This is a genomic window from Microbacterium lacus, from assembly GCF_002812805.1.
Lineage (GTDB): Bacteria > Actinomycetota > Actinomycetes > Actinomycetales > Microbacteriaceae > Microbacterium > Microbacterium lacus_A.
The window spans coordinates 24,649-36,885 of sequence record NZ_NMUM01000030.1 but is presented as its reverse complement, the minus strand read 5'-3'; the positions used below and the strand labels follow the sequence as shown (position 1 = coordinate 36,885).

General features: G+C 68.2%; 10 protein-coding genes. 7 read left to right on the top strand and 3 right to left on the bottom strand.

Features of this window, described 5'->3' with window-relative positions; all coding sequences use genetic code 11:
* Positions 1 to 85: 85 nt before the first annotated feature.
* From CGU34_RS10175 to CGU34_RS10160, 4 genes are all read left to right on the top strand, one after another.
* Positions 86 to 733 carry a DUF5684 domain-containing protein gene (locus tag CGU34_RS10175; RefSeq protein WP_036294917.1) on the top strand — a complete coding sequence of 216 codons (648 nt, stop codon included), beginning with the start codon at positions 86 to 88 and terminating at the stop codon, positions 731 to 733.
* Between the two features lie 285 nt (positions 734 to 1,018).
* Positions 1,019 to 1,912, top strand: a complete 894-nt coding sequence (locus CGU34_RS10170; RefSeq protein ID WP_232711634.1) for a PP2C family protein-serine/threonine phosphatase — start codon at positions 1,019 to 1,021, stop codon at positions 1,910 to 1,912.
* Positions 1,913 to 1,969: 57 nt separating this feature from the next.
* The gene (locus CGU34_RS10165) at positions 1,970 to 4,768 is read left to right on the top strand and encodes an FtsK/SpoIIIE domain-containing protein (RefSeq protein ID WP_100814041.1); all 2,799 of its coding nucleotides are present in this window, start codon (positions 1,970 to 1,972) and stop codon (positions 4,766 to 4,768) included.
* Between the two features lie 113 nt (positions 4,769 to 4,881).
* Positions 4,882 to 6,432, top strand: a complete 1,551-nt coding sequence (locus CGU34_RS10160) for an APC family permease (RefSeq protein ID WP_100814040.1) — start codon at positions 4,882 to 4,884, stop codon at positions 6,430 to 6,432.
* A 19-nt stretch (positions 6,433 to 6,451) separates the two neighbouring features.
* Here CGU34_RS10160 and ald read toward each other — a convergent pair whose 3' ends face one another.
* A complete protein-coding gene (gene ald / locus CGU34_RS10155; protein WP_100814039.1) occupies positions 6,452 to 7,567 on the bottom strand; it encodes an alanine dehydrogenase in 1,116 nt (371 codons plus the stop codon).
* A 59-nt stretch (positions 7,568 to 7,626) separates the two neighbouring features.
* Complete coding sequence (locus CGU34_RS10150) at positions 7,627 to 8,625, bottom strand: asparaginase (protein ID WP_100814038.1); 999 nt, start codon at positions 8,623 to 8,625, stop codon at positions 7,627 to 7,629.
* A gap of 53 nt (positions 8,626 to 8,678) precedes the next feature.
* On the opposite strand from CGU34_RS10150, the gene CGU34_RS10145 reads away from it, so the two are divergent.
* Positions 8,679 to 9,152: an OsmC family protein gene (locus CGU34_RS10145; protein ID WP_036294882.1), complete on the top strand. Its 474-nt coding sequence runs from the start codon at positions 8,679 to 8,681 to the stop codon at positions 9,150 to 9,152.
* 39 nt (positions 9,153 to 9,191) lie between these two features.
* Here CGU34_RS10145 and CGU34_RS10140 read toward each other — a convergent pair whose 3' ends face one another.
* A complete protein-coding gene (locus CGU34_RS10140) occupies positions 9,192 to 9,977 on the bottom strand; it encodes a lysophospholipid acyltransferase family protein (RefSeq protein ID WP_100814037.1) in 786 nt (261 codons plus the stop codon).
* 128 nt (positions 9,978 to 10,105) lie between these two features.
* On the opposite strand from CGU34_RS10140, the gene CGU34_RS10135 reads away from it, so the two are divergent.
* The gene (locus CGU34_RS10135) at positions 10,106 to 11,056 is read left to right on the top strand and encodes an FKBP-type peptidyl-prolyl cis-trans isomerase (protein WP_100814036.1); all 951 of its coding nucleotides are present in this window, start codon (positions 10,106 to 10,108) and stop codon (positions 11,054 to 11,056) included.
* A 93-nt stretch (positions 11,057 to 11,149) separates the two neighbouring features.
* On the top strand, positions 11,150 to 12,235 hold the full coding sequence (gene dxr, locus CGU34_RS10130; RefSeq protein WP_100814035.1) for a 1-deoxy-D-xylulose-5-phosphate reductoisomerase: 1,086 nt from the start codon (positions 11,150 to 11,152) through the stop codon (positions 12,233 to 12,235).
* Positions 12,236 to 12,237: the final 2 nt, after the last annotated feature.

Here is a 12,237-nt window from a genome sequence, read left to right as displayed (position 1 = left end):
TTCGCTCGGAATCTCGCTACCATGTGACACGCGCCCCTATGGGTTGCGAACCGCGGCCGACAGGCCCCGACAGATGGATATCATCATGCCTTTGAGCATCAGCTACGACGACGGGTCCGGTGCAGCAGCGCTCGCCTTCCTGCTCATCCTCCTGCCCCTTTTCCTCTTGATCGCCCTCGCCGGATACATCATCGGCTCCATTTTCTTCATGAAGATCTTCGAGAAGGCCGGCGTCCAGGGCAAGTGGCGCGCCTGGGTGCCGATCTACAACACCCTGATCTTCGTCAAGCTCGGCGACCTCAACCCCTGGTGGCTGCTTGTCCTGTGGCTCGCCGGCGGAGTGTTGAGCTGGGTCCCGGTCCTCGGGCAGCTGATCCTGCTCGCAGCTTTCCTATACACGCTCATGGCTGCGTGGCGTGTGGGGCTGAAGCTCCAGAAGGAAGCCGTCTGGCTGATCCTCTACTTCTTCCTCACGATCGTGTGGCTCGGCATTCTGGCCTTCGACAAGTCGCGCTGGAACACCGCGATTCCGGCAGCTCCGTGGGCGCGCACCTTCCTCGCCGACAAGACGGTCTGGAGCGGTATCCCCGTCCAGACGCCTGCCGGCGGATTCCCGTCCAACCCGGCCACCCAGCCCGGCGCCTACCCGCCCCCGGCGGGCTCGTACCCGCCGCCCGCAGCGCCTCCGGCGCCTCCGGCAGCGCCCGAGGACCCGAACGCGCCCCGGCCGTAATCACGACAGTCGAAACCCCCGCTCTGTTCCCGGCGGGGGTTTCGTCGTGCCAGCGACCCGATCACTACCACCACGCTCGGCCTCGTCCGTCCGCTTGACGACGCCTGTTCGCCCAGAGCGAACACGGTGTGGCTGCCGGTGTCACCTCTCGGGGTGATGCCCGGACCGTCGAGCGAAATCCGCAGGTCGGGAGCGGTCTACTAGGATGTGTAAGCCGCGCCGCGCCGCGCGCGGTCGGCGTGATCTCGGCGCACCGAGTCGCTGGCCCATCGGAGGGATGACCGCGTGCCCGAATTCGACGCGATCGCAGATCGCCGCACCGTGACGCTCAAGGGCGGTGGCGAACTTTCGCTCTCGTGGGCTGCGGTGACGCATCGAGGGATGCGACGCGAGCTCAACCAGGACGCCGTCCTCGCCGACTATCCGCTTTTTATCGTCGCGGACGGGATGGGCGGGCACCTCGGCGGCGAGATCGCGAGTGCGAGTGCCGTCGATCGTCTCGGTGATCTGGTGCGCGACGGCCGGATCAATCCGAAGTCGATCGAGAAGGCTCTCTCGCGGGCGGTGAAGGACATCATCGCCCACCCCGAGGCGACAGATGACGGTACCGGCACAACCGTCACCGGGATCTTCCTCGAGACCACGGGCGTCGAACCCACCTGGGTCACGCTCAATATCGGGGATTCTCGGGTCTACCTGCTGCGCGATGGCACGCTGGCTCAGGTCACCACGGATCACTCGGTCGTCCAGGAGCTGATCGCCTCCGGTCGCCTCAGTCCCGAAGAGGCCGAGAATCACCCGTACGGCAACGTGATAACCCGCGCGGTCGGGCCGAGCGAGAGCGTTCATCCCGATTACATCCGACTCGACGTTCTGGACGGTGATCGCTTCGTCATCTGCTCGGACGGTCTGACCAAGGAGCTCACGGACTTCGGCATCCGTCACTTCCTGCTCGAGAACGAAGACCCGCAGGTCGCGATCGAGCAGATGATGCAGGCTTGCCTCGACAACGGCGGCCGCGACAACATCTCGATCGTCGTGGTTGACGTGCGGCGGCCGGGGACGCGGCCACCCGACCTCACCGATGACGACACCGATACGGCCGAGCGCGGATCCGCACGACGTCCGCAGGCATCCGTTTCGGGCGCGTCCTCCCCAGAGGCTGATTCCGCCTCCTGATCCCGAGTTCGGGGGATCCGGCGTTCACGCCGGCCATGACACGCATTGACTGGTTGCGTGTCTTTCGACGAACCTCTGAATCTGCCCGCGGTCCCGGTCGCTCCCACCCGTGCGTCATTTCCGGTCGTGGCGACCATCGTGCCGCTCATCGGCGGAGTCGTCCTGTGGGCCATCATCGGATCGCCCTTCGCGTTGCTCTTCGCGTTGCTGGGTCCACTTGTCGCTCTTGGCGGGCTCATCGACCATGCCCGTAGCGGTCGTCGTCAGCGCGCACGCTCCGAGGCCGAGTACGCGCGAGCCCTGGCCGAGGTCGAAGCCGCCGCGATCGAGCGCCAGAGCCGTGAACGGAGCGAACTGCGCGCAAAACACCCGGATGTGGCGGCATTCGCTCTTCGAGCTGAGCAGATCTGGCGAGCCGCACCGCCGGGCGCGCGCGACCTTGCCGTCCTCGGTCACGGGCGACGACCGAGCATGACGCGGCTGACGGGCGACACATCCCGACCCGAGGCCGAGCGGTTGAGGCGTGCATCCGCCCGTCTGGCCGATGCGCCTCTGACGGCCGATTGGCGAGGGGGCATCGCCGTACGCGGTGAACCGTCGCTGGCCCTGGCCGTCCTCCGAGCACTCGTTCTGCAGCTCTGCCTCACGCACACGCCCGAGACGCTCCGGATCGAGAGCGCGCGGTCTGACAAATGGGAATGGATGTCGGGGCTGCCTCATCACCAAGCACCGAGCGGAGCACTGCCGAACGGTGAGCGGGGCGACGGTCCGACGCGGGTCGTCGTCGGCCCGGCTGGTGCCGGCCCGACTCCGACCGGAGTGCTTCTGACGTGGGGGAGCGCGGGGTCGACGATAGATCCCCGATGCGGCGTCGTCCTGGACGTGCGCGAACCGGACGACGCGACGCTCGTGATCGGGGTGGACCGAACCGAGTTGGCCGTCGAGGCCGTGTCGGACGCGCAGGCACGCGCGATGGCCCGAGTCCTCACGGATCGCGGCCAGAAGCTCTACGGGCGGTATGAGTCGGATCAGGCGGTCACGTTCTCTGCCTTGCGCAACGTGCCGGGTGTCGGCTCTCCCGGTGGCCTGTCGGTGGCGCTGGGATGCGACGGGGACCGGCACGTGCTCGTCGATCTCGTGCGCGACGGTCCTCATGCAGTGATCACCGGGATAACGGGCAGCGGCAAGTCCGAACTGTTGACCACGTGGATCGCCGGTCTGTGCTCCGCCTACTCGACGCGAGAGGTCAGCTTTCTGCTCGCGGACTTCAAGGGCGGCATGACGTTCGACGCACTCGCCGACCTACCCCATGTGACCGGCGTCATCACCGACCTGGATGGCGGCTCCGCCGAGCGCGCGATCGCGAGCCTGCGCGCAGAGATGCGGCGGCGCGAGCACGAACTCGCCCTCCGCGGTGCACGTGACATTGCGGATCCACGCGTGGATCTGCCGCGGCTCGTCATCGTCGTGGACGAATTCGCTGCGCTGCTCGCCGAGCACGAGGGACTGCATCGGATCTTCGCGGATGTCGCGGCCCGGGGACGCGCGCTCGGTATGCACCTGGTCCTCGGGTCTCAACGGGTTTCGGGTGCCATGCCCGACGCCCTGCTCGCGAACTGTCCGCTTCGGATTGCGCTACGCGCCGCGGACTCTGCCGACAGCCGCGCGGTGATCGGTGATGACTCTGCGTCGCGTTTGCCTGGCGGGTTGCCCGGGAGCGGCCGCGCTTTCGTGCGGAGGGCGGGAGACTCGGCCCCGCATCCCCTGAGAGTCGCGCTGACCAGCATCGCCGATCTCGCAGACATCGCGGCCTCCACCCGGACTCAGGATGCACCCCGCTCGCCGTGGCTTCCGGCGCTTCCGGCCCTGGTGACGCTCGAACACCTTCGTGAGCGTTCCCTGCGTGAGCATTCGGAGGCAGACGCGGGCGTCTTGCTCGCGCTCGCGGACGACCCGGCCCGGCAGCGCCAGTTCCCGGTTGCGCTCGCCGAGACGGGTGGACTCGCCGTTGTCGGACGGGGGGCGTCGGGCAAGTCGTCGATCATCGCGCTCATCGCGGCACAGGCGGGTGACGCCATCGTCGTCCCCGAGGATCTCGAGGGGGCCTGGGACACGCTCATGGGTGCCGACGAATCCGGGCTGTGGCTGATCGATGACGCGGACGACCTTCTCGCGCGCTTTCCGCCCGACCATTCGGTCGCGGTGAGCGAACGACTGGACCGGATCGCGCGCGCCGGTCGGCTCGTCGTCACAGCGCGGTCGCTGTCGGGGCGACTGGCTCGGATCGTGGATGCTTTGCCGCAGCGCGCGCTGTTGGCGCTCAGCACCCGGGTGGATCATGTCGCGGCGGGCGGCGAAGGCAGCGCCTTCCGGCCCGATCTTCCGCCCGGCCGGGGTCGGTTGGCGACCGGGGACGTGCAGTTCGCGTGGACCGACGAGCGCCCGTCGTCTGCGCCCTCGAGGCTCGCGAACTGGTACCCCGAGGTGCTGACCGGTGTCGTGACGCGCCAGACGGATGCGGTTGTGGATGCTCTGCGGGCGAGTGGGGACGGTTCCCGCGACGTACGCCTGCTCCGACAGATCCCCGCGGCATCTCGGATCTCCGACATCGTCGAGGAATCGCGAGAGCCGCAGATTCTCGTCGGCGATGGCGAAGACTGGCTGGCCCGCTGGGGGCTGCTGCAGGAGCTGCGAGCTCGGCATCCCCTGGTTATCGACGCGGACTGCGCGACCGAGTTGCGGACCGTCGCGGGGGAGCGGTCGCTGCCGCCCTACGCGCGCCCGGGCGCCGGGCGGGCGTGGCTGTGCGCCCCCGCCTCGCGGCCAGTGCGGGTGAATCTGCTCGGAGTGACGTGAGAGGTATCGGGGTCACCGCTGGACACGTGTCGAGGGAGAGTCCCACGGGGGGCGGAAGGCGCCCACGCGATTTTTACGTGCGCAGGGGCCGTGCGCTCGGCCAAGGTGTGGACATGACCGCCACCACTCCGATCGACCTCCGCCGCCCCGAAGGCAAGGGTCTCGCCACCGGCACGCTCGGGCTCTGGGGATCGACGGTGATCGGACTGGCCTCGACGGCGCCCGTCTACTCGCTCGTCGCGACCCTCGGCTTCGTCGTGCTCGCCGTGGGAGCCCAGGCCCCGATCGCGTTCGTGATCGCCTTCGTCCCGATGCTCTTCATCGCCTTCGCGTACCGCGAGCTGAACAGAGCCGTCCCCGACTGCGGCACCACCTTCACCTGGGGAACCAAGGCATTCGGCCCGTTCATCGGATGGATGGGCGGTTGGGGTGTGGCCGTCGCCGGAATGGTCGTGCTCGCCAACCTCGCCCAGATCGCGGCCATCTACTTCTGGTCCCTCATCGGCGACGGCTCGCTCTCCGAGAACGTTCCGCTCGTCACGGGCACCGGCGTATTCTTCATCGCCGCGATGACGTGGATCAGCTGGCGGGGTGTCGAGATCGGTGAGCGCGTGCAGAACGTGCTGCTCGCCATCCAATACATCGCCCTCGCCATCTTCGTCATCGCCGCCCTCACGCAGTTCTTCTCGGGCACCGCACCCGACGCGACACCCTTCGACTGGGCGTGGTTCAACCCCCTCGGGTTCACCGACTGGTCTGGATTCATCGAGGCCATCCTCCTCGCGCTCTTCATCTACTGGGGCTGGGACACCTGCCTGGCGCTCAACGAAGAGACGAAGGACCCCAAGCGCATTCCCGGCCTCGCCGCGCTTCTGACGACGGTCATCCTGCTCGTCACCTACGTGACGGTTACGGTCGCCGCGATGATGTACGCGGGTCTCGGAACGGACGGCACGGGGCTCGGCAACGAAGCCAACGCCGACGACTTCTTCCTGGCGATCAAAGACGGCCTGCTCGGCCCCTTCGGGTGGGTGCTCGTCGTCGCGGTCCTCATCTCGGCCGTCTCGTCCACCCAGACCACGATCCTTCCCACCGCTCGCGGCACCCTCGCCATGGCGGCCTACAAGGCCCTGCCGCGTCGTTTCGCCTCGGTGCACCCGACGTACAAGACCCCGTCCTTCTCGACCGTGGTGATGGGTGTTGTCGCGTCGCTGTACTACATCGGCATGACCCTCATCAGCGACAACATCCTGCAGGACTCGATCCTCTCTCTCGGACTCGCGATCGCCTTCTACTACGGCATCACCGGCTACGCCTGCGTCTGGTACTTCCGGAAAGACCTTTTCCGATCGGGGCGCGACTTCGTCTACAAGGGGCTGCTGCCGCTCCTCGGTGCCCTCATGCTCACCTACGCCTTCGTTCAGTCCGCCATCGATATGTACGACGTCGACTACGGATACAGCGGGTCCCTGCTCGGCATCGGAAGCACCTTCGTCCTCGGAATCGGCGCCCTGGCGGTCGGCGTCGTGCTGATGTTCATCTGGTTCGCGTTTCCGCGCTCGAAGCCGTTCTTCCGCGGTGAGACGCTCAACCGCGACTCCGAGGTGCTCGTGCCCGACGACCCGTCCGACTACGGGCGTTCGATCGACGGAGGACTCGCCTAAAGCCGCACGCGGCGGGAGTTCAGCCGAGGAGATCCTCGAGCGGGGCCAACGGCAGGCCGTGCGCCTCCGCCACGCCCCTGTTGACGATCCGGCCCTCGGCGACGTTCAAGCCGTGCGCGAGCGCGGGATCAGCCGTCAGCGCCGCGCGCCACCCGCGGCCCGCGAGCTGACGGATGTACGGCTGCGTCGCGTTGGCAAGCGCCGCGGTCGAGGTATGGGGAACTGCGCCCGGCATATTCGCCACGCAATAGAAGACTGACCCGTGCACACGAAAAGTGGGGTCCGCGTGCGTCGTCGGATGCGTGTCCTCGAAGCATCCGCCCTGGTCCACGGCGATGTCCACGAGCACGCTCCCGGGACGCATGCGTGCGACCATCTCATTGGTCACCAGCTTCGGCGCACGCGCGCCCGGTACCAGCACCGCGCCGATCACGAGATCGGAGTCGATCACCGCCCGGTCGAGATCGAGCGGATTGGATGCGGCCGTCTTCACGCGCCCGGCGAAACGATCGTCAAGCTCCCGCAGGCGCGCGACCTGAGTGTCGAAGACCGTGACATCAGCGCCGAGGCCTACGGCGACTGCAGCGGCGCTCGCACCCGCCACGCCGCCGCCGATGATCGTCACCCGGGCGGGGCGCGTCCCCGGAACACCCGACATCAGAACACCGAGCCCGCCCTCCGATCTCAGCAGGGTGTGCGCCCCGACGGTCGGAGCCAAGCGGCCGGCGACCTCGCTCATCGGCGCGAGAAGGGGGAGGGCGCCGCCCGGCAACTGGACGGTCTCATACGCGATCGCGACGACCCCGTCATCCCGCAGACGCTCCGTCAGCGCACGGTCAGCGGCCAGATGCAGGTAGGTGAACAGCACGAGTCCCGAGCGGAAGCGGTGATACTCGGATGCCACGGGCTCCTTGACCTTCAACACCAACTCGGCTGCCGCCCACACCTCGTCGGCGTCGTCGATCAGTGTCGCGCCCGCCGCGGCATACTCGGCATCCGGCAGCGACGATCCCTCTCCGGCACCGCTCTGGACCAACACCTGGTGTCCGGCACGCACCAGTTCGTGGGCACCGGAGGGGGTCAGCGCGACCCGATACTCGTTGTTCTTGACCTCGGTCGGAACGGCGATCCTCATGCGGTCTCTCCTCCTGAGGGCGGTGAATGCGGTACGTCAGATGCAGACGTTTGCGTCCGTCACGAGACGCCGACGGTGGGGCGGATGCGGCCGACGATCTCGGAACCGCCGCGGATGTCGAGGTGCAGATCGTTCGCGACGAGGGTGACATCGGCCGCGCTCAGAGCGCCAGCCGTCTGAAGCAGGGTGAGGGCGACGATGGGTGCCGCGCGCTGGCCTCCGTCGAGCATCTTCAGAGCCACCGTCGTGCCATCGGGCGCGACCGCGACCTGAACGCCCTCGGCGCCGAGCTTCGCGAACACCCCCAAGCGCTCGGCGATGAGCGTGTCGGGCTGGTCGGGGCCGGCGATCGTCCACGGGTTCTCGCGAACGGCGCGCACGACGGCCGCGGCGTGACGGTGTAGGGCGAAGGGAGAACGCTCGGATGCGGTGCCCATCCGGTGAATGCCGCGTGCGAGGCCGCTGAGGGTTACCGCATGAATCGGCGCCCCGCATCCGTCGACGACGCTCGCCTGGACCTTCTCGCCCGTGAGGCGTTCGATCGTGTCGCGCAGATGACGCTGCAACGGATGGTCGACGTCGAGGTAGCCTGCCGTGTCCCAGTCGTTCGTGACACACGTGAGCAGCATTCCGGCGTGCTTTCCCGAGCAGTTCATCCGGACGGGGGCCGCGGGATCGAGGTCACGAATCTGGCGGTCGCGGGTTTCGGCATCCGACGCGCGCGCGGCCGGACAGCCCAGGGCATCCTCGGTCAATCCGGCCTGTTCGAGGATGGCGCGGACGACGCCGACATGGCGATCGGTGCCGGTGTGACTGGCGGTGGCGAGGCCGAGCCGCTCGCCCTCGAGTTCGACGCCCGCCGTGAGCATCCCGACGGCCTGCAGCGGCTTGAGGCTCGAGCGGGGCAGGAGCGCCGCCTCCCCATCGCCGAAGGAGGCACGGATCGTGCCGTCGGGCGAGAGTACGACCGCGACGCCACTGTGCCGAGATTCGACGAAGCCGCCGCGATCGACGGTGGCGAGTTCGACGGCGCCCGGAACGGTGAGGGATCTTGACACCAGGTCAGCCTAATCGCGAGCCCGTGCTGGGCGAGGCGTGCGACACTTCCCGTATGAACGGCGAACACCGCTATCGCGTGTCAACGACCTGGACCGGCGATCGCGGGACGGGCACCAGTGGCTACCGCGACTACGACCGGTCGGTGACGATCGAGATCGCCGGAAAACTCGGGCTCGAGGCATCCGCGGATCGTCCGTTCCGGGGGGACCCCACCAAGTGGAATCCCGAAGACCTTCTCGTTGCTGCTCTGTCGGAGTGTCACCTGCTGAGCTACCTGCACGCGTGCGTCACGCTCGGAGTGATCGTGCTCGACTACTCCGACGAGGCGGAGGGAACGATGGCACTCGACGGGCGCGGGGGAGGCGCCTTCACCGAGGTGCTTTTGCGGCCGCGGGTCGTGGTCGCGGATGCCTCGATGCTGGAAGAGGCGCATCGGGCGCACACGCTCGCGAACGAGTGGTGTTTCATTGCGAACTCCGTCAACTTCCCGGTGCGCCACGAGGCGAGCATCAGCGCCGCGGACTGACGCTGCGCGATCCAACCGGCGTCGTGCCGGGCTGGCGGGTCAGAGCCGCTCGTGCGGAAGAACGCGCTTGATCTTCTCGACGGCGCCCTGGGCGGGCGCCTCGTTGTATGTTCCGGCGAGTTCCTGACCCGTGAGCGCATGAATTGCCGCCATGATCTCGTCCGTCGCGCCCCGGCGAGCACGCCCCGACTCGGGCGCTCCGTGGTGGGAGAGATCGAGCGGTGCGCCGAAGCGGACCGTCACCCGCTGGCGGAGCGACGGCATCCGTGCACCGACGGGCATGACCTCGGCCGTGCCGATGAGTCCCACAGGCACGACGGGGGCGCCGGTCTGCAATGCGAGGAACGCAGCGCCCGTCCGACCGCGGTAGAGGCGACCATCGAGCGACCGGGTGCCCTCGGGATAGAGAGCCACCGCGCGGCCGGAATCGAGAAGAGCCCGCTGCTGGTCGAGGGCATCCAGCGCAGCTTGACCGGCTCCACGCTGGACGGGAACGGCTCCGATCGCGAAGAAGAACTCACGCCGGAACCATCCGGACATCCCGGCGCCCTCGAAGTACGACGACTTCGCCAGGAAGTGCACGGGTCGGGGTGCCGCAACGGGGATGGCGACCGAGTCGATGAAAGACAGGTGGTTGCTCGCGAGAATCACGGCGCCCTCGCGAGGAACGTACTCGCGGCCCTCGATGATCGGACGGTAGACCGTTCGCGCGAGCGGAGCGACGAACGTACGGCCCAATCGGTAGGTCCAGCCCATCCCGGGTTCGCTATGCGCGAGTTCGGGAGTTTCGGGCGCGCCTGTGGGCTCCGGTTCTGCCGCGGTCATTGCCCGAGGTTATCGTGCGAAGCATGCACGCCAGGGAATGCGGGCGCCGCGCGTGCGGGCGTTCAGGTGAGTCAAAGAAACCTCCGTCAGGATGGAGGTCTTTCCCCGAACAGCATCGAGGTTTATCCGTGCGCATTCGCCCGCTCGCCGCCCTGTCGGCGCTCGCCCTGTCCGCCATCGTCCTGGCGGGTTGCTCCGGCTCGGGAACGCCCGACGCCTCTGCCTCCGGCACGGGATCGCTGTGCGACGTCGCCGCGCCTTCCGGAGATGCGTCCGAGTCCGTAACGGTGGAAGGCGATGCCGGCGCGGTATCGACCGCGACCTTCACGACGGGACTCGACGTTCCCGAATTGGAGCGTACGGTCATCACCGAGGGCGACGGCGACCCGCTCGAAGAGGGCGACTACGTCGAGTACGCGCTGAGCGCATTCTCGGCCGACACCGGCGAGCGTCTCGGCGACGTCGGATACGTCGAGGGCGAGATTCTGCCCGCCGCCGTCACGAGCGACTCCAATTTCGGGCAGATCATGGGATGCGCGAACATCGGCTCACGCATCGTGCTGACTTTCCCGGCGAGCGAGGACTCGACCACCGGTGAGACACTGAGCGCTGAGGTGTACGTCGTCGATGTGCTCGGCGTGACGCCCCTCGCCGCGTGGGGTGCCGAGCAGGCGCCCGTGGATGGATTCCCGACCGTCGAACTCGCCGAGGACGGCGCACCGACGATCACCCTCCCGGGTGGCGATGCGCCCACGACGGTCGACGTCGAGGTGCTGAAGCAGGGCGATGGTGCCACCGTGAACTCGGGCGACACCGTCCTGGTGCAGTACACCGGCGTGAAGTGGTCGGATGGCACGGTCTTCGACTCCAGCTGGGAGAGCGGCGCGCCCGCAAGCTTCACGACCACCGGAGTCGTCGACGGGTTCCGTCAGGCGCTCGAGGGCCAGACGGTCGGCTCGCAGGTTCTCGTCGTGATCCCGCCCGAGTTCGGCTACGGCGCCGTCGAGGGCAACGAGCTCCAGAACGAGACCCTGGTCTTCGTCGTCGACATCCTCGCCACGCAGCGCGCCGCGGGCTGAGCCCCCGGGCGCGGTCGGCGGGCCTGTCGAATGGGCTTACGGTCGCTGAGCTTGTCGAAGTGACCTGCTGTGCCCGCTCGGTAGGCTGACCGGATGCGCCGCATCATCATCCTCGGATCCACCGGCTCGATCGGCACGCAGGCGCTTGACGTCGTGCGCGCCAACCCGGGACGCTTCGAGGTCGTCGGACTTGCCGCAGGTACAGATCGCGCGACGATGGAGGCCCAGGCCGCCGAGTTCGGGGTGGAGCACACCGCGCTGGGAGCGGATGAGGCCGAGGCGCTGGTGCGCGATGTCGAGACGGATGTCGTGCTCAACGGGATCACGGGCTCGGTGGGCCTCGGGCCCACGCTCGCAGCGCTGGAGTGCGGCCGCACGCTCGCGCTCGCGAACAAGGAGTCCCTGATCGTCGGGGGAGACCTCGTGTCGCGAATCGCGGCGCCCGGCCAGATCGTGCCCGTGGATTCGGAGCATTCCGCGATCGCCCAGTGTCTGCGCGGTGGGGCAGCGCACGAGGTGCGGCGTCTCGTACTCACGGCATCCGGCGGTCCGTTCCGCGGGCGCTCCCGCGCCCAGCTCGAGGCCGTGACGCCCTCTCAGGCGCTCGCGCACCCGACGTGGGACATGGGCCGGATGGTCACGACGAACTCGGCCACCCTCGTCAACAAAGGGCTGGAAGTCATCGAAGCCCACCTGCTGTTCGATGTCCCGTACGACGAGATCGACGTCGTCGTGCACCCGCAGTCGATCGTGCACTCGATGGTCGAGTTCGTGGACGGCTCGACGTTGGCGCAGGCGTCGCCGCCCGACATGCGGCTGCCCATCGCGCTGGGGCTGGATTGGCCGGACCGCGTGGGCGGCGTCGGGCGCCCGCTCGATTGGACCACGGCGACGTCCTGGACATTCGAGCCTCTCGACGAGAAGGCCTTTCCCGCGGTCGCGCTCGCCAAACGGGTCGGTCGTGCCGGCGGCACCTACCCCGCGGTCTACAACGCGGCGAACGAGCAGGCTGTGGATGCGTTCCACGAGGGGCGCCTCGGGTTCACCGGCATCGTCGACACCGTGGCGCGCGTCGTGGACGCGCACGAGGCGCCGGATGCCCTCACCCGAGAGAGCCTCGCCGACGCCGAGGCCTGGGCTCGCCGTACCGCGGATGCCGCGATCGCCGCTGCATCCTGAGG

Coding starts and splice junctions, on each gene's coding strand:
- CGU34_RS10175 (WP_036294917.1), top strand. CDS start 86: ATGCCTTTGAGCATCAGCTACGACGACGGGTCCGGTGCAGCAGCGCTC.
- CGU34_RS10160 (WP_100814040.1), top strand. CDS start 4,882: ATGACCGCCACCACTCCGATCGACCTCCGCCGCCCCGAAGGCAAGGGT.
- ald (WP_100814039.1), bottom strand. CDS start 7,567: ATGAGGATCGCCGTTCCGACCGAGGTCAAGAACAACGAGTATCGGGTC.
- CGU34_RS10145 (WP_036294882.1), top strand. CDS start 8,679: ATGAACGGCGAACACCGCTATCGCGTGTCAACGACCTGGACCGGCGAT.
- CGU34_RS10140 (WP_100814037.1), bottom strand. CDS start 9,977: ATGACCGCGGCAGAACCGGAGCCCACAGGCGCGCCCGAAACTCCCGAA.
- dxr (WP_100814035.1), top strand. CDS start 11,150: ATGCGCCGCATCATCATCCTCGGATCCACCGGCTCGATCGGCACGCAG.